Origin of the sequence: Mycolicibacterium aurum, from assembly GCF_900637195.1 — a bacterium.
Classification (GTDB): domain Bacteria; phylum Actinomycetota; class Actinomycetes; order Mycobacteriales; family Mycobacteriaceae; genus Mycobacterium; species Mycobacterium aurum.
Genome location: NZ_LR134356.1, coordinates 5,155,221 through 5,172,407 on the forward strand (window position 1 = coordinate 5,155,221; position 17,187 = coordinate 5,172,407).

Here is a 17,187-nt window from a genome sequence, read left to right on the forward strand (position 1 = left end):
CGAGCGCCACCGGCGGGACGACCATCATGCACAGTAGAGGCCATGTACTTCGTCGGGCTCGACCTCGCATGGGGTGAGAAGAACCAGACCGGCGTCGCGGCGATCGACGCCGACGGGCGGCTACTCCACGTCGGGGCGGCCCACGACGACGACAGCATCGCCGCGGCCATCGCCCCGTACACCGCCGGCGATTGCCTGGTGGCCATCGATGCCCCGCTGATCGTCAAGAACGCGACCGGGCACCGGCCGGCCGAAGCCCGGTACAACCGGGACTTCCAGCGCTTCGAGGCAGGCGCCCGGCCGGCATTCACCGACCGGCCGGAGTTCAAGCACCCCCGGGGGGCCCGCATCGCGGAACGCCTCGGGCTGGACATGGATCCGTCGTCCGATTCGCCGCGGCGGGCCATCGAGGTCTACCCGCACCCGGCCACCGTGGTGCTGTTCGACCTGGCGAAGACGCTGAAGTACAAGCGGGGGCCGTTCGCAGACCGGCAACGCGAGTTGCTGAGGCTGATGACGCTCATCGAGGGCCTCGACGACGCCAGTCCCCGGTTGCGCGTGAACCGCAGCGTGGCCTGGGTGGAGTTGCGCAAGCGCATCGAGGCCGCCACCAAGCCGGGTCAGCTGGATCGCGACGAGGATCCGGTGGACGCCGTGCTGTGCGCGTACGTGGGTCTGTACTGGTATCACCGGCCGCAGGACGTGACGATCTACGGCGACGCCGCCTCCGGGTACATCGTCACCCCGTCGCTGCCGCAGGACCGGCTGCCCAAGGCGACACCGAAGGCGACGCGCGGACGCACCTCCGCCTCGCGCTCGGCGCCGTCGGCGGCGGTGTCGGAGTACGAATCTCGAAGGCCTGCCCTCGTTGCGGCGACCGACCACTACCTCACGCTGGTGACCGGGCTCCTGGACGAGGCGGGCATCAACTACCTGTCCATCACGGCGCGCACCAAGACCGTCGAGTCGTTCGCCGCGAAGACCGACCGCAGAAGCGCCGACGGCAAGCAGCTCTACAGCGAACCGCTGGCCGAGATCACCGACCTGATCGGGTTGCGCGTCATCACCTATCTGCGCGAGGACGTCGACACCGTGGCCAACCTCCTCGCCGAGGAGATGCGGCTCCTCGACGACCGCGACATGGGTCAGGAGACCGCCAGGGAAGGACGCTGGGGGTACGCCAGCAGGCACCTGCTGGTCGGGGTGGAAGGTGTACAGCAGCCCGCGTCGATCCAGGTGCGCACCGTGCTCCAGCACGCATGGGCCGAGTTCGAGCACGAAATCCGCTACAAGGGTTCGATTCCTGCCGCCCACGCACCCGACCTGAACCGGCGCTTCACGCTGGCGGCGGGCCTGCTGGAACTGGCCGACCGGGAGTTCTCCGCGGTCCGCGACCGGCTGCGCGACTCCACACCGGACACCAGCGCCCCGGAAATCACCAGCGACCCGCGTATCCCAACGCCGGTGCTGGCCACCTATCTGGGCAACCGATTCCCGGACGCGGGCTGGTCCCGCACCGACCACTACGCCTGGATCGCGGGCCTGCTGCTCGACCTGGGGATCGACTCCATCGACGAGGTGGACGACCTCCTCAGCCGTGTCGACACCGATGCCGTCAACGTGGCGATGGATTACCGCTACCCCGCGGGCGCGGTACGCCGCCTGGACGACGCGCTACTGGCCGTGTACGGCGCCAGGTACATCGAACTGGCCGGCAACGCGCATCGAACGTCGTTGCTGGACAATCGGTTACAGCGACTGACCGGAGGCCTAGCCGGGTCCTGACCCCAGATGGGTCGGGTCGGTGATATGAGCCTTGCCGATGCCCAGCTGCTTGTTGATGGCCTGGGTGATGAAGAACAGCACGATCCCGGTGGCGACCAGCGCGCCGGCCACGATGTACTGCTGCACCGGCCGGCCCGAGAACGGCAGCACGAGGTACAGCGAGACGAAGAAGCCGATGACCGGGAGTGCGGTCGGCGTCTTGAAGTGCCCGCCCGCGTGTTGCACGTCGCGGCGCAGCACCAGGACCGCGACGTTGACCACGGCGAACACCGCGAGCAGGAGCAGGCTGGTAGTGCCGCCGAGGATCGAGATGGCGTTGCTGCTCGCGAACGCCGAAACGTAGGCGATCAGGCCGAAGGCGATCAGCGTGGTGAAGATGATTGCGACCCAAGGTGACCGGCGCGTCGGGTGCACCGTCCCCAGCACCGGCGGAAGCACTCGCTGCTTGGCCATGCCGTAGATCAGCCGGCTGGCCATCAGCATGTTGATCAGTGCCGTGTTCGACACCGCGAACATCGTCATGAACGGCAGGATGGAGTCGATCGGCAGCCCGGGTGCCCCTGCCTTGACGACCTCGACCAGCGGGGTGTCGCTCTCTTCGAGAGTGCCGATCGGCACCAGCGCCACGGCGACGATCGAGACCAGAACGTATACCAGGCCTGCGATTCCCAGACCCGACAACAGGATCTTGGGGAACGTCTTGATCGGGTCCTTGGTCTCTTCGGCCATGTTCACCGAATCCTCGAAGCCCACCATCGCGAAGAACGCCAGTGAGGTGGCCGCTGTGACCGCGAGGAAGGTGTTCTTGTCCTCGGCCGTCTCGAATGCCGTGATCCGGCTGAAGTCGACGTCGGCGTTGCCACCGGTGAACGCCCAGAGGCCGACGAGGATCACGATGATCAGGCCGGTGATCTCGACGATGGTCAGGACCACGTTGAGCTTGACGCTCTCCCCCACCCCCCGGTAGTTGATCGCAGCGAGTGCGGCCATGAAGCCCAGCGCCAGCAGCGCGACGGCGATCTTCGACGGTTCGACGTCGATGCCGGTAAAGAGATTCGCCGCGAACGCCCTGGAAGCCGTTGACGCCGAGGTGATTCCGGAGCACATGACGACGAATGCCACGAGGAACGTGATGAAGTGGATGCCGAATGCTTTGTGGGCGTACAGCGCAGCGCCGGCGGCCTGCGGGTACTTGGTGACCAGCTCCAGGTAGCTGAACGCGGTGATGGTAGCGACGGCGAAGGCGACGAGGAACGGAAGCCATGCCGCCCCACCCACTTCGGCTGCCACGTCACCGACGAGCGCGTAGACACCGGTGCCCAGTATGTCGCCGACGACGAACAGCAGAAGAAGGCCCGGGCCCATCACCCGCTTGAGCTCAGGCTCCTTTTCAGCACTGCTCGGGCTGGTCACCGATTCCGCCATCACGCCTCCCCTAGTGATCCGCTCGAATCACCCATCATCGACCAGGCGGCCGAGCCGCGCAGTGTCAACGGGAGAAACCGAGCCAATTCCGTGCCGTGTCCGTGATCGCGGAGATGTCACCCACGAACGCCGCAACGGCCTGTGTGTCTTCGTCCCGCTGCCAGCCGAACGTCGTAGGACGCCGCGCCCGGTCGTGCCAGAAGTTCCCCGGCCCCGGCTCGGGACGGGTGGCCACCAGCCACACCGGTGTGTCCGCCCCGTCAGAGGCGTCGCGCAGCAGCGGTCTGGTCAGGCGGCGAAAGCCGGGCAGCGCCTCGGCCACTCCCGGCGTTTCGACCCAGCCCGGGTGCGCGCTGTACACACGAACGTCGGTGTCGGCGAAGCGCCGTGCCCATACCTCGGCGAGGACGACCTGCATCCGCTTGGTTCGCGCGTAGACGCGGACGCCGTCGTACTCTCCGTCGCGGGACTCGAGTTCGTCTGCGCTCCAATGCTTCAACGGGGCGGTGTACATCCCGCCGGAGGACATGAAGACCACGGCCGCCCCGCCCGCGGCGCGCAACCGCCCGGCCAGTCTGTCGGTCATGAGGTGCGGACCGAGCACGTGGCAGGCGAGCTGGATCTCGTGGCCCTGGGCGGTCTCGCCGCGCTGTTTGGGCATCACCCCGGCGTTGTGCACGAGTCCGTGCACGGCGTCGACCCGACCGGTGAAGTCGTCGGCCCACGCGCGGACCGCGTCCAGATCGGCGACGTCGCAGACCTCCTCGATCACCTCGGCGTCGGCGACCGTGGCGCGGATCTCGCCGGCGCACCGGCGGGTCTTGGACTCGTCACGCCCCAGCAGATGCACTGTGGCGCCGAGGCGGGCGAACGACTCCGCGGTCGCCATCCCGATTCCCGACGTCGCACCGGTGACGACCACCCGTTTACCCGTCATGGCATCGGGCGCGGCGTCGGCGGGCCACCACAGCCGACGGATCTGCGAGCCGATCCTGGTGTAGCCGAACACCACGGACCGATCCAGCACCGCGTCGACGGCGTCGGTAAGGGGCCCCGTGAACGTCACCCGGACGTGATTAACCACACGCTGCCCACCGCAAACGCCTCATGTGTACGGCGCGAGCACGTCGATCACGTCGATCAGCGTGGCCCTTGCCGTTGCGCGGGGGCCGTCGCCGTCGCCGACGAGCGCCGCCACCACCGCGCCGTCCACGGCGCACACCAGCGCGGTGACCAGCTCGGAGCGCACTGAACGGCCGGACCGTTCGACGACCTCGACGACGGCGGCGCTGCGCTGCCGCAGAATGCGCCGTTGGATGTCGCGCAGGCTGGGCTGGCGCGCACAGGCGATGTAGCGCTCGTAGCGCGAGATCATCAATTCGGTGACGCGCTCGGGATTGTCGCCGACGAGGAGGTCGACGAGGATGTCCGCGGTGGACTCGGCGCCGCGCCGACGTCGCGACAGCGCCGCAACCTGATGGTGCAACTGCTCGGTCTCCCGGGTGCCGACGTGCTCGACCGCATTGGCGATGAGGTCGTCCAGCGAAGAAAAGTAGTAGGTGGTCGACGCCAGCGGCAGCCCCGCGCGGCGCGCGACGGCACGGTGACGCACGGCGTCGAACCCGCCTTCGCAGAGAAGATCGGCAGCAGCACTGACCAGCGCATACCGTCGACGCTCTCCCTTGGGAGTGACTGCTGCCGTCACCTGTTGCATGCTGCCAGTCACGGGGTTTCGACATCGGACTTTCGGCGAATCACCAGCCTTTGCACAGTCACGGTCATGCGATGATGGCGCGCATGCCGACCATCAACCGCCGGGAGTTGTTGGCGCTCAGTCTTCGTGCGGGACTCGTGACGGCGGCCGCGGCCGCGGGAGCGTCTGCGTACAGCGGTGCAATAGCCTCAGCGGCACCACCGGCCCCCCTGACACCACCGGCTCCCACATACGTCACCGGATCGTTCGCCTCCGCCGCGCGCGGCGGTGCCGCGACCAACTGGATTGTGGCCCGCCCGCCCGATCAGACCGCTCCACTGCGGCCGGTGATCCTGCTGCATGGAAAAGACTCGTCGGCGGGCACCGTGATGTCGATGGGTGTCGAGCAGTTCCTCGCCGACGCCGTGCGGGCAGGGCTACCGCCGTTCGCCATCGCCGCGGTCGACGGCGGCAACGGCTACTGGCACCGGCGAGCAACCGGAGACGACTCGGGCGCGATGGTGCTCGACGAGTTCATCCCGCTGTTGGCCGGGCAGGGCCTGGATACGTCGCGGGTGGCATTCCTGGGTTGGTCCATGGGTGGATACGGCGCCATGCTCCTGGGGGCACGGCTGGGGGCCCCGCGCACGGCTGCGATCTGTGCGGTCAGCCCGGCACTGTGGACATCGCCGGGCGCCGCCGCTCCCGGCGCGTTCGACGGCGCCGCCGATTACGAGGCCAACAGCGTCTGGGGGCTGTCCGCGCTCAACGGGATCCCGCTGCGCGTCGACTGTGGTTTCGACGATCCGTTCTACGCGGCCACGCAGCAGTTCATCGCCCAGCTGCCCACGCCGCCGGCCGGCGGGTTCTCCCCTGGCGGGCACAACGCGGCGTTCTGGGGCTCCCAGCTGACCGGCGAGCTCAGCTGGGCGGCACCGCTGCTGGTCGCCTGAGCCTTCTGGTCGGACTCCTCAACGCGGCTCGTCCCTCGCCGCCTGATCGTCACCCTCCGAAACCGAGATCCGACCCTCTGCCGCCGCCAATCCGATGTCGCTACGGAAGTGGCTGCCCGGCAAGCGAATCGACGCCATCGTCCGATACGCCTCCTCGCGGGCAGCCACCAGGTCGGCCCCGGTTCCGACTACGGAGAGCACCCGGCCACCCGAGGACACCACCGCGCCGTCGTCCCGGCGGGCTGTGCCCGCGTGCAGGACCCCGTCGGCGTCCGCGCCGTGGATGACGTCACCGACACGTGGCCGGCCAGGGTAGTTCTCCGCGGCCAGCACCACCGCCACGGCGGAACCGTCGCGCCACTGCAGCGGCGGCACACCGGCCAGCTCGCCCGTGGCGGCAGCCCGCAACAGTTGCCCCAGCGGGGAGTCCACCAGCGCGAGGACCGCCTGGGTCTCGGGGTCACCGAATCGGCAGTTGAACTCGACGACAGCAGGCCCGTGCGAGGTGATGGCCAGTCCCGCGTACAGCAGCCCGGAGAAGGAGCTCCCGCGCCGGACAAGTTCGGCCGCAACGGGTTTGACGATGTCTTCGACGATGCTCGTGGTCACCTCGGCAGGCAGCCACGGCAGGGGTGTGTAGGCACCCATCCCGCCGGTGTTGGGCCCGCTGTCGCCGTCGCCGACGCGCTTGAAGTCCTGGGCCGGCAGCAGCGGCACCACGGTCTCGCCGTCCACCACGCAGAACAGCGACACCTCGGGCCCGTCCAGGAAAGACTCGAGGAGCACGGGATGGCCTGCGTCGAGCAGGCTGGCGGCGTGTGCGCGGGCCGCATCCCGGTCTGCCGTCACCACGACACCCTTGCCCGCGGCGAGTCCGTCGTCCTTGACCACCCACGCGGACTGTCCACCCGGCGGGCCGAACCGATCCAGCGCGGCATCGAGGTGGGCCGGATTGTCGACGATCTCGCTGCCCGCGGTGCGCACGCCCGCGGCGTTCATCACGTCTTTGGCGAAGGACTTCGAACCCTCGATGCGCGCGGCGTCCCTGGTCGGACCGAAGCAGGCGATGCCGGCCGCGCGGACGGCGTCGGCGACGCCGAGGACCAGTGGAACCTCGGGGCCGATGACGACGAGGTCGGCACCGATGCGCCGCGCCAGGGCGACGACCGCGTCCCCCGAGGTGATGTCCACCTCGTACTGATCGGCGACGGCCGCGGTGCCTGCGTTCCCGGGGGCCACCGACAGCGCGTCGACCTCCGGGTCGCGGCGCAGTGCGAGCAGCAGCGCATGTTCACGGGCTCCGGATCCAACTACCAGGACGTGCACAGATGCCCACCTTAATGCCACCGGGCCGCGCGCCACCCACCTCGTCGGCCATACAGCTCGCCGCATAAGTGTATGGTCGAGCAAAAGTGCTGTCCGTCACACAGGAGTTGAGTCCGATGACCGTTGAGAACACTTCAGCCCCGAGCTGCCCCTTCCTGCCCGCGGGTTATGACTTCACCGATCCGGATGTCCTGCTCAAGGGCATTCCCGTCACGGAGTTCGCGGAGCTGCGCAAGACCGCGCCGGTGTGGTGGAACGAGCAGTCCGAGTCGATCTTCGACGACGGCGGCTACTGGGTGATCTCCCGGCACGCCGACATCAAAGCGATCTCCCGCGACGGCGCTCTGTGGTCCACCAACGCCAAAGGCGCCGTGATGCGGCTGCCGGACGGGGTCACGGCCGAGCAACTGGACCTGACGAAGGCACTGCTGATCAACCATGACGCCCCCGAGCACACCCGGTTGCGCAAGATCGTCTCCCGGCTGTTCACCCCTCGTGCCATCGCCGGCATGGAGGACAAGCTCGCCGACGCGGCCCGCGAGATCGTCCGCACGGCGGCCGCCAAGGACAGCGGCAACTTTGTCGACGACGTCGCGATGACCCTTCCGCTGCTCGCCATCGCCGACCTCATCGGTGTGCCCGAAGCGGACCGAGAGAAGCTGTTCCACTGGACCAACGCGATCATGAACACCGACGACCCGGACTTCGACTCCGATCCCACCACCGCGAACGCGGAGCTGATGGGCTACGCGTACACCATGGCCGAAGAGCGCAGGCGGTGTCCGGCCGACGACATCGTCACCAAGCTCATCCAGGCGGACTTGGACGGAGAAGCGATGGGCGAGGTCGAGTTCGCGTTCTTCGTCATCCTGCTCGCGGTGGCGGGCAACGAGACCACCCGCAACGCGATGACGCACGGCATGAACGCGTTCTTCGAAAACCCGGACCAGTGGGAGCTGTTCACGCGCGAGCGCCCCGACACCGCGATCGACGAGATCATCCGCTACGCGACACCGGTGCACTGTTTCCAGCGCACCGCGGTCGAGGACATCGAGGTCGGCGGAGTCACGGTGGCCAAGGGCCAGCGCGTCGGCCTGTTCTACAGCTCGGCGAACTTCGACGAGGAGGTCTTCGACCGGCCCTTCGAGTTCGACATCACCCGAAATCCCAACCCGCACCTGGCTTTCGGCGGGAACGGGGCGCACTACTGCATCGGAGCGAACCTGGCCCGCATGGAGATCAAGCTGATGTTCAACGAGATCGCCGACCAGATCCCCGACATCTCCAAACTCGGGGAGCCCCAGCGGCTGCGCTCCGGCTGGATCAACGGGGTCAAGGAGCTGCAGGTCGCCTACAGGTAGTCGGACAGTCAAACCCAGCCGCCGAGCGGGTGGCCTATGGTTCCTTCGTGCGCACCCACGGTTGGTCAGGGGCCAAGCCCGGCTCGGATGAGGAGGCTGTCGCGCGCATCCTCGAGGCCGCGGGCAAGGCGATCGAGGAGCGCGGCGCCGACTTCAGCATCTCCGATGTGGCGCGCACCGTCGGTGTCACCCGCCAGACCGTCTATCGCTACTTCTCCAGCACCGAGGCGCTGCTGGTCGCGGGCGCGGTCCACGCCGTCGACGGCTTTCTCGATCGGCTGACCGCACACCTGACCGGAATCACCGACCCCGCCGAGGCGGTCGCGGAGGCGGTGGCCACCGCTCTGGAATGGCTGCCCCGGGAAAAGTACATCGGGCTCATCATGGTGCCGGGCGGGTCTACCCACATCCAGTCGGTCACGTCCGACATCGCACTGCGCTTCGGGCGGGACATGGTCGGCCGCCTCGACGTCGACTGGGCAGCGGCCGGTTATCTCGACGACGACCTCGATCAGCTGTCCGAGCATCTACTGCGCATCATCCAGTCGTTCGTCCTCGACCCGGGACGCCCGCCCCGCCGTGGTGAGGAGTTGCGGGCATACCTGCGACGCTGGGTGGGCAACGCGCTGATCCCTCACTGAATTCGTGCGCAGCGCCACCAACGTCCCGTTTTAGGCTGGACATGTGAGCGTGCTGGGCAGCTTCTTGGCGACGTGGTCGCAGGCCCGTCTCACGTTCGGTGACGGCATCCCCACGCCGGGAACCACATTCGACAACAGCCCGGCACTGCAGCAGCTCGAATCCGGGACCCGCGCGGCCGCGCCCGGATCGACATGGACCGGCGGGGCAGCGGACGCGTACGCAGTCAGCAACGCCCACCAGGCCCGCACACTGGCGCGGATGGCCGAGCTCGACCACTGCATCGGCCGCGAGATCGACCATTCCGCTGCCGTGGTCACACGCGGCCGGCAGCAGCTCGACGCGGTCAGGCAGTGGGTGGTCGCGGCGGCCGGGTCGGTGCCGGACAACGCCGCGGGTGATCAGATGCTCGTGCCGATCGTCTGGAAGGGTTGTTCAGACATCGCCGAGGTCATCACCGCATCCAACGGTGAACTCGCCACCGTCGCCGAACGCGTCCGTGCGCTCGGCACCGAGTACGCCGCACTGGGCGGCGACCAGAAGAAGCCGGACGGCGAGGCGACCCCGCTCGGCTGGTGGACAGAGGGGTGATCTTCGAGAACCGCGGACAGCCGGTCAAGGCCGCCGGAATCTCCGGCGACTACCTCCGCGTCGCCGACCATCAGGTCACATTTCCGGCGGACGCCATGGTGCAGCCGTACGGCGGCGGCTTCCTGCAGCTGTCTGCGCCGTGAATCCTCCACATCCGCGCCCGAATGTACGATTTCTGACGGATTTTCGCCGGCCGATCACGCTGTTGTTCTTGATCTCCCGCGAGATCGTCGACGGCGCTCGTCCCAGCCGCCGCGCGATGTCACGTACTGGATCCCCGGCGGCCACCCCTAACGCGATCTCTTCGCGTTCTTCAAAACTCAACCGCGGTCGCCGGCGCGGCCCTGGTCGCACCTGGTGTGGTTTCACGCCACCCACGGCAGCAAACCAACCGTGCCCAGCACTAGCAGACACGCCGACAGCCACACCGGCTTCCCGCGGCGACAAACCCTGACCTATCAGCCGCCAAAACTCATCAACAACAGACCTCACCGGAGACGGACGCATCACAGCCCCTAACTAGGAACTGTTGCAAACACCCCTAGAAGCCAAAGCCGATTATCGTCAGAAACCGTACGCTCGGGGCTCTAAACGACCGTCAGCGGCAACGACTTCCGTTCTTCGAACACCCACGACGCGCCGCCGCTGAACTCGGTGACCTCGACCTCGGACAGCTTCTTCGCCGGGGTGTCGGTCTCGATGACGCGTACGGTCCAGTCGGACTCGGTACCGGACACCTCGGCGCGCAGGTGCGGGTCAACGGCCGCCACGATCGCCTGCAGAGGCAGGTCGGCCACCGGCGACACCAGCGAGATCCAGGAACCGTCTTCGTAGGCCGGTGAGGTGCGCACGTGGACGAAGTCGGGATCGACGTCGGCGTAGACATAGGCCGCCGGGTTCAGCAGTGGATGCAGCTCGAGGACGCGGAGTGCGCCCTGTGTATCACTGGACAACCTGAGCGCCTTGTGAATTCGCTGCGCGGCCACCCCCGCGATACCGATCAGCTGCTTGGTGCGGATCGACCGCGCCAGCGCGGCATCGTCCTTGGCGCGCTTTTCGACGGCGATCGTGAACGACTTCACCAGCAGGTGCATCTGCAGGCACACCTCGTCGGCGATCCGGACCAGCGCCGAATGGGAGAACGCGCCGAAGTCGACATCGGCGAGTAGCTCTCCCGAATAGTCGGCCATGCCTTCGTCCTTCGGATCGATCGGCTCGAGCTCTGTGTGGTACGCGCGAGTGGCACCGACGATGTCCATCGCCGGGATGAACGGAACCTCCGGGTAGGACTCGTCGATGATCACCGTCCACCGGCAGTGCGGGTGCTGGTCCGACGGCGTCCTGGGCGGCCGGTGAATCGGGCGAACCTGGGCCTTGCGGTTGGTGGCCAGCGCCGTCGCGTCGAAGGTGGGATCTTCGATGTCGTGGCACATGCCCTTGACGTAATCCGGGCCCATCGGCTCGACGTCGAGCAGCGCGCCACAGTGATCGAGGTAGAACTCGCCGTGCCAGCGGTCGTGCACGACGTAGCGGAAGTCCATGAACTGCGGCGGGGCTCCGATGTCGAGCTGCAGGCCCTTGAAGAGCGTGAAGATGTCGACACCTTCGTATTTGAGGGCCTTCTGCATCCGCTTGGTGTAGAGCGGGCTCGATGCCGCCCACTCCTCGATCGCGATCTGCAGCATCTCCTCGCGACCGAAAGACGATATGCACCACGCCATTCCGGACCGGTCGATGAGCTGACCGATGAGCAGCAGCTCCGGCACCAATGTTGCGAGCTCTTCGCGCGACAGCGCCGCGTATCTACTCATCATCGAGCGTGCTTCCCGAATGCATCTTCAACGCGGCGTTGACATTGCCCTTTTTGTCCTCGCCGCCCCCGCGCTCGGCATCCTTCTTCCGCTTGCCCGCCACCTTGGTGACCACGCCGTCGAGCTTGGAGCCGAGGGGGAAGCCGAGATAGTGGGTCAGGAAGATCGCCATCTCCTTGAGCTCGTCGACGGTGAGCTCGCCGTTGTGCAGTGCGGCGTTGACCTGGATCTCCGCGAGGTCCGAGATCCCCAGCGCGGTAACGCATGTCAGCGTCATCATGCGCTTCTCGCGCATCGACAATCCCGGCCGCGACCAGATGGTGCCGAAGAGGTGATCGGCCGTCAGCGCGAAGTAATCGCCGGGCATGTCCGGCATCTCCCAGCCGTACACCTCGTTCATCTTCTCCAGGCCCTTGCGGCGCAGCTCGTCCATGGAAATTACTCCTCCGTCGTCGAAGTCGTGTGTGGCACACCCAATCCGGCGGCCAGGTCTCGCAACGCGATTTCCGCGAGGGGGAGATCAACACCCGCGGCCTCACCCATCGCCAGCGCCAAGCCCAGGTCCTTCTCGGCCAGTCCCCGGGTGTGCACGAACATGTCGTGGACGAAGTGGTCGGCGTCCAGCGGTCTGGTGTCGTCACGGACCATGATCGCGCCGGGCCCGCCGCTCTGCGCGTCGCTGTGGCGTACCACCCGACCCAGCTTCTGCAGATCGATACCGGCCGCCTCGGCCAGCTTCGACGCCTCGCACGCGGCGGCGAAACCGATGAAGGTCAGCATGTTCCTGGCGATCTTCATCCGGGTGCCCGCGCCGGGCTCGCCGGCACGTACCACCATCGACGCCCACTTCTTGAAGACCGGCTTCACCAGGTCGTACGCCTCGTCGTCGGCGCCGACCATGACCGCCAGCTCGCCCTTCTCGGCTGCACCGGCGCCACCGCTGACCGGGGCATCCACGATGTGAACACCTTTGGGCCGCATCTGGTCGGCCAGCTCGGGCGCGGTGCCGGGCTCGATCGTGGAGTGGATCGCGATGACCGTACCGGGGGCGGCGTGGGCGGCAAGCTCGCCGACGACGTCACGCACCTGCGCGTCCGTGAGAACCGTGACGCTGATGACGTCGGCCTTCGCGACGTCGGCCACACTGTCGGCCAGGGTCGCTCCGAGTTCGGCCAACGGGGTCATCGATTCGGTGCGCACGTCGAAGACGATGAGGCCACCGGGCCAGTCCACCAGCCGCTTGGCCATCGGGGCGCCCTGGTTTCCCAGGCCGATGTATCCGAGCTTCAGATCGTCACTCACCGAATTATCTGTCCGCCGTCGACGTTGAAGATCTGGCCGGTGACCCACTTGGCCTGATCGGACAGCAGGAACAGGCACATCCCGGTCAGGTCGTCTACTTCGCCCATGCGCGACAACGGAATTCCCTTGACGATGTCGGCCACCATCTCCTGCGGCGTGGTGGTCCGGTTGGCCTCGGTGTCGATGGGCCCCGGCGCGATGGCGTTGACGCGGATGTTCTGACCGCCGAGTTCGGTGGCCAGTTGCTGGGTCAGGCTGTTGACGCCGGCCTTGGCCAGCCCATAGAAGTTCGAGTACAGCCAGGCCGCGGTCGACGACTGATTCACGATCGCGCCGCCCCCGCGCTTGGCCATCTTGCGGTACACCGCGCGGGTGCACACCAGGGCGCCGTCGAGGTTCACACTCATGAACTTCTTGTAGTAATCCCAGTCGACGGTGATCAGGAAGTCGAGCTTCATGCCGCCGAAGATCGCCGCGTTGTTGACCAGGTAGTCGATCCCGCCGAACTCCGAAAGCGTCTGCGCGGCCATGTCCTTGGCCGAGTCGATGTCGGAGACGTCGACCCGGACGGCGAGCGCGTTGCCACCCTCGCCCTTGATACCGTCGGCGACCTTCTGGGCACCTTCGAGATTGAGATCCGCGACGACGACCGCAGCCCCCTCGCGCGCCAACGCCTCGGCGTATGCCTGGCCGATGCCGCCGCCGGCACCGGTGACGATCGCCACCTTCTCCGTGAACTGATCTCCGTATAAGCCCATTGCGTTCCTTCCTCAAGTCCGAGCGTGTCGTTGTTGCACGCTTTCCGCCGAATGACCTGTCACAACTGCACGCTCGGCGGATCTTTCTCAACCAGCTGCTGTGGCGATCGCCTTGATCTCGAGGTACTCCTCGAAACCCGCGAGCCCCATCTCCCGACCGATGCCGGACTGCTTGTAGCCACCGAACGGCATGTCCGCGGAATACCAGACGCCGCCGTTGATGTTGACCGTGCCCACCCGCAGCCGTGCTGCGACGGCGTTGGCGCGCTCGGCGTCCGGGGAGAACACCGTGCCCGACAACCCGAACGGCGAATCGTTGGCGATTCGGACCGCGTCGTCGTCGCCGTCGTGGGCGATGACCGTCAGCACCGGCCCGAAGATCTCCTCGCGGGCGACCTTGGCGCTGTTGTCCAGACCGGCGATCACCGTCGGCTCGATGAAGAACCCGGTGTCGCGGTCGGCGGGACGCCCACCGCCGCAGGCGAATCTGCCGCCTTCGGCGATCGCGGAGTCGAGGTAGGACTGGATGCGGTCGCGCTGCCGCGCCGAGATGACCGGCCCGCAGATGGTGCCCGGCTTGGTCGGGTCTCCCGGCTTGAGGCCACCCATGGTCGCGGCGGCGGCCTCGACGGCCTCGTCGTAGCGAGCGCGCGGGACGAGAAGCCGGGTGGTGATCGCGCAGCCCTGGCCGGCATGCATCGAGGCGGTGAACGCCGCCATCGAGCAGGCACCGGCGAGGTCGGCGTCGTCGAGGATCACGAATGCCGACTTTCCGCCGAGCTCCAGAAAGACCTTCTTGAGCGTGGCGGCGCTGTCGGCCATCACGGCACGGCCGGTGTTCGTCGATCCGGTGAACGACACCATGTCCACCCGCGCATCCTTCGACAGCAGCGCTCCGACGCCGTGGTCGCTGGAGGTGACGATGTTGACCACGCCTGCCGGGAAGTCGGTGTGCTCGACAATCAACTCGCCGAGCACCGCCGCGGCCCATGGCGTGTCAGGGGCGGGCTTGAGCACCAACGTGTTTCCCGCCGCGAGGGCGGGACCGATCTTGGCGAGGTTGATCTGGTGCGGGAAGTTCCACGGCGTGATCGCGCCGACGACGCCGATGGCTTCACGCGCGACCGTGCGATGGGTCTTGATGCCCATCGGCGACGCGATGCCGAGGTCGCTGCTCCACTGATAGGACTCCGCAGTGTCTGCGCAGAAGCTCAGATCGTCGACCGGCCCCTCCAGCTGCGCGGCCGCGGTCAGCATGCGCGGGGCTCCGACCTCGGAAATAGTCAGCTCGCGCAGCTCTTCGACATGGGTGCGCATCGCCTCTTGGAGCTGCCGGATGCACCGCACCCGCAGCTCGACGTCGGTGGACCAGTCGCTCTCGTCGAAGCTGCGCCGAGCCGCACCGATGGCGGCACCCATGTCGTCTGCGCTCGCGTCGGCGGCGACGCCGAGCGTCTCTTCGGTGGCGGGGTTGATCGTGGCGAACGTGCCCGAGCTTCCAGCGACGAGCTTCCCGTCGATGAGCAGCCGGCTCTCGCGATCGGCCAGGATTGACATCCGACCTCCTGTATCTGGTTCCTGGACAGCTGTCCGACGAAGTTCCCTCGAACCATAGCCCGCCGCATTGGACCAGGCAAGGATGCGGTCGGGAAACTGCCGCTAAAGCGGGACTGAACTGCGTATTCACGGCAGTACTTGCCTACCTGGCCCGTCGTCGGATAACTTGGACATGTGTCCAGTGATGCCGTTGTCGCGCTCACCGATGAGCCGGGGCACCCGACCCGTAACCGCCGGCAGGAAGAAACGTTCCGCAAGGTTCTCGCCGCGGGTCTGGAAATGCTCCGCGAAACGTCGTATGCCGACCTGACCGTGCGCGCAGTCGCCGCACGGGCCAAGGTCGCCCCCGCCACCGCGTACACCTACTTCTCGTCGAAGAACCATCTGATCGCCGAGATCTACCTGGACCTCATGCAGAAGGTCGAGTACTTCACCGACGTCAACGACAGCAAGGCCACCCGGGTGGAGGCGACGCTACGCACCATGGCGCTGACACTGGCCGATGATCCCGAGGTCGCGGCCGCGTGCACCACGGCGCTGCTTTCCAGCAGCGACGCCGCCGTACGGGCCGTCCGCGAGCGCATCGGCACCGAGATCCACCGCCGCATCCGCGCGGCCGTCGGCCCGGATCCCGATCCCCGCACACTGGCCGCACTGGAGATGACGTTCTTCGGCGCGCTGGTCAACGCCGGCAGTGGCGCGTTCACCTATCACCAGATCGCCGACCGGCTCAGTTACGTGGTCGGCCTCATCGTCGGAGACGAAGACAAGAAATGACGATCAGCGAAGTCTCGCTCGACCCGTACAACTACGACTTTCACGAGGATCCCTACCCGTACTACAAGCGACTGCGCGACGAGGCGCCGCTGTACCGCAACGAAGAACTGGGATTCTGGGCACTGTCACGACACCGCGACGTGCTGCAGGGCTTCCGCAACAGCACCACGCTGTCCAACAAGTTCGGCGTCTCGCTCGACCCGGCGTCCCGCGGCCCCCACGCGTCGAAGACCATGTCGTTTCTGGCGATGGACGATCCGGACCACCTCCGGCTGCGCACACTGGTGTCGAAGGGGTTCACCCCCCGGCGCATCCGTGAACTCGAGCCTCGGGTCACCGAGATCGCGGTCCAGCACCTCGACATTCTGCTGGAGAAGGCACGCAGCAACGAGACGGCCGACTACGTCGACGAATTCGCGGGCAAGCTGCCCATGGACGTGATCTCCGAGCTCATGGGTGTCCCCGACGCCGACCGTGTCCAGGTGCGGGCCTGGGCCGACGCCGTGATGCACCGCGAGGAGGGCGTCACCGACGTCCCCGATTCGGCGATCGAGGCGTCGCTGAACCTCATCGTCTACTACCAGGAGATGGTCGCCGAGCGCCGCAAGAAGCTCACCGACGACCTGACCTCCGCGCTGCTGGAAGCCGAGATCGACGGTGACCGGCTGACCGACGACGAGATCATCGGCTTCATGTTCCTGATGGTGATCGCGGGCAACGAGACCACCACCAAACTGCTTGCCAATGCTGCCTTCTGGGGTCACCGCAACCCCGATCAACTCGCACCCGTCTATGACGACCTGAACCGGGTGCCGCTGTGGGTCGAGGAGACACTGCGCTACGACACGTCGAGCCAGATCCTGGCCCGCACGGTGGCCGGCGAGCTGGAGCTCTACGACACCACCATTCCCGACGGCGATGTGCTGCTGCTGCTCCCGGGATCGGCGCATCGTGACGAGCGCGTCTTCGAGAACCCCGACGACTACGTGATCGGTCGCGAAATCGGGTCCAAATTACAGAGTTTCGGCAGCGGTGCACATTTCTGCCTCGGCGCGCATCTGGCGCGCATGGAGGCGCGGGTGGCGCTGGCCGAGCTGTTCAAGCGAATCCGCGGGTACGAGGTCGACGAGGCCAATGCCGTCCGCGTCCACTCCAGCAACGTTCGCGGATTCGCCCATCTTCCGATGTCCATCCAGGTCCGCTGAAAGG

The 17,187-nt window shown here is 67.0% G+C and carries 17 protein-coding genes and 1 pseudogene; 8 read left to right on the top strand and 10 right to left on the bottom strand.

Going from position 1 to position 17,187, the window contains the following annotated elements:
* Positions 1 to 42: 42 nt before the first annotated feature.
* Positions 43 to 1,785: a bifunctional ribonuclease/(p)ppGpp synthase gene (relZ, locus tag EL337_RS24370; protein ID WP_048633612.1), complete on the top strand. Its 1,743-nt coding sequence runs from the start codon at positions 43 to 45 to the stop codon at positions 1,783 to 1,785.
* On the opposite strand, the gene EL337_RS24375 is transcribed toward relZ, so the two are convergent.
* The 3 genes from EL337_RS24375 to EL337_RS24385 all read right to left on the bottom strand — a co-directional run bounded on the left by EL337_RS24375 (position 1,771) and on the right by EL337_RS24385 (position 4,924).
* Positions 1,771 to 3,210, bottom strand: a complete 1,440-nt coding sequence (locus EL337_RS24375) for an APC family permease (RefSeq protein ID WP_197724147.1) — start codon at positions 3,208 to 3,210, stop codon at positions 1,771 to 1,773. The genes relZ and EL337_RS24375 overlap by 15 nt on opposite strands.
* 64 nt (positions 3,211 to 3,274) lie before the next feature.
* Positions 3,275 to 4,276, bottom strand: a complete 1,002-nt coding sequence (locus EL337_RS24380) for an SDR family NAD(P)-dependent oxidoreductase (RefSeq protein WP_048633613.1) — start codon at positions 4,274 to 4,276, stop codon at positions 3,275 to 3,277.
* Positions 4,277 to 4,315: 39 nt separating this feature from the next.
* Positions 4,316 to 4,924 carry a TetR/AcrR family transcriptional regulator gene (locus EL337_RS24385; protein WP_048633614.1) on the bottom strand — a complete coding sequence of 203 codons (609 nt, stop codon included), beginning with the start codon at positions 4,922 to 4,924 and terminating at the stop codon, positions 4,316 to 4,318.
* A 71-nt stretch (positions 4,925 to 4,995) separates the two neighbouring features.
* Here EL337_RS24385 and EL337_RS24390 point away from each other — a divergent pair, with 71 nt between their 5' ends.
* Positions 4,996 to 5,856 (top strand): alpha/beta hydrolase, encoded by an 861-nt coding sequence (locus tag EL337_RS24390; protein ID WP_197724148.1) that lies wholly within the window; start codon positions 4,996 to 4,998, stop codon positions 5,854 to 5,856.
* 18 nt (positions 5,857 to 5,874) lie between these two features.
* On the opposite strand, the gene purD is transcribed toward EL337_RS24390, so the two are convergent.
* Positions 5,875 to 7,182, bottom strand: coding sequence for a phosphoribosylamine--glycine ligase (purD, locus tag EL337_RS24395; protein WP_048633615.1), 1,308 nt, complete (start codon positions 7,180 to 7,182; stop codon positions 5,875 to 5,877).
* 116 nt (positions 7,183 to 7,298) lie between these two features.
* Between purD and EL337_RS24400 the strand changes: the two genes are divergently transcribed.
* The 4 genes from EL337_RS24400 to EL337_RS28810 are packed head-to-tail and all read left to right on the top strand — an operon-like array spanning position 7,299 to position 9,916.
* Positions 7,299 to 8,543, top strand: coding sequence for a cytochrome P450 (locus tag EL337_RS24400; protein ID WP_048633616.1), 1,245 nt, complete (start codon positions 7,299 to 7,301; stop codon positions 8,541 to 8,543).
* A gap of 47 nt (positions 8,544 to 8,590) precedes the next feature.
* A complete protein-coding gene (locus tag EL337_RS24405) occupies positions 8,591 to 9,184 on the top strand; it encodes a TetR/AcrR family transcriptional regulator (RefSeq protein ID WP_048633671.1) in 594 nt (197 codons plus the stop codon).
* Between the two features lie 43 nt (positions 9,185 to 9,227).
* Positions 9,228 to 9,773: an EspA/EspE family type VII secretion system effector gene (locus EL337_RS24410; RefSeq protein ID WP_053086848.1), complete on the top strand. Its 546-nt coding sequence runs from the start codon at positions 9,228 to 9,230 to the stop codon at positions 9,771 to 9,773.
* Entirely contained in the window at positions 9,770 to 9,916 is a 147-nt protein-coding gene (locus EL337_RS28810; protein WP_170216902.1) for a hypothetical protein, read from the top strand. Before EL337_RS24410 ends, EL337_RS28810 begins: the two co-directional genes overlap by 4 nt.
* A gap of 16 nt (positions 9,917 to 9,932) precedes the next feature.
* Here EL337_RS28810 and EL337_RS29320 read toward each other — a convergent pair.
* The 6 genes and pseudogenes from EL337_RS29320 to EL337_RS24440 all read right to left on the bottom strand — a co-directional run.
* Positions 9,933 to 10,280: pseudogene (locus EL337_RS29320) on the bottom strand (helix-turn-helix domain-containing protein); the annotation flags it as partial.
* Between the two features lie 80 nt (positions 10,281 to 10,360).
* The gene (locus EL337_RS24420) at positions 10,361 to 11,587 is read right to left on the bottom strand and encodes a hypothetical protein (RefSeq protein ID WP_048633617.1); all 1,227 of its coding nucleotides are present in this window, start codon (positions 11,585 to 11,587) and stop codon (positions 10,361 to 10,363) included.
* Positions 11,577 to 12,017 carry a carboxymuconolactone decarboxylase family protein gene (locus EL337_RS24425; protein WP_048633618.1) on the bottom strand — a complete coding sequence of 147 codons (441 nt, stop codon included), beginning with the start codon at positions 12,015 to 12,017 and terminating at the stop codon, positions 11,577 to 11,579. The genes EL337_RS24420 and EL337_RS24425 overlap by 11 nt, the downstream gene beginning before the upstream one ends.
* A 5-nt stretch (positions 12,018 to 12,022) precedes the next feature.
* The gene (locus tag EL337_RS24430; RefSeq protein WP_048633673.1) at positions 12,023 to 12,832 is read right to left on the bottom strand and encodes an NAD(P)-dependent oxidoreductase; all 810 of its coding nucleotides are present in this window, start codon (positions 12,830 to 12,832) and stop codon (positions 12,023 to 12,025) included.
* Positions 12,833 to 12,882: 50 nt separating this feature from the next.
* A complete protein-coding gene (locus tag EL337_RS24435; protein WP_048633619.1) occupies positions 12,883 to 13,644 on the bottom strand; it encodes an SDR family oxidoreductase in 762 nt (253 codons plus the stop codon).
* A gap of 87 nt (positions 13,645 to 13,731) precedes the next feature.
* A complete protein-coding gene (locus EL337_RS24440; protein ID WP_048633620.1) occupies positions 13,732 to 15,201 on the bottom strand; it encodes an aldehyde dehydrogenase in 1,470 nt (489 codons plus the stop codon).
* A gap of 174 nt (positions 15,202 to 15,375) precedes the next feature.
* Between EL337_RS24440 and EL337_RS24445 the strand changes: the two genes are divergently transcribed.
* Positions 15,376 to 15,978, top strand: a complete 603-nt coding sequence (locus EL337_RS24445; protein WP_048633621.1) for a TetR/AcrR family transcriptional regulator — start codon at positions 15,376 to 15,378, stop codon at positions 15,976 to 15,978.
* The gene (locus EL337_RS24450) at positions 15,975 to 17,183 is read left to right on the top strand and encodes a cytochrome P450 (protein WP_048633622.1); all 1,209 of its coding nucleotides are present in this window, start codon (positions 15,975 to 15,977) and stop codon (positions 17,181 to 17,183) included. Before EL337_RS24445 ends, EL337_RS24450 begins: the two co-directional genes overlap by 4 nt.
* The last annotated feature ends 4 nt before the right edge of the window (positions 17,184 to 17,187 follow it).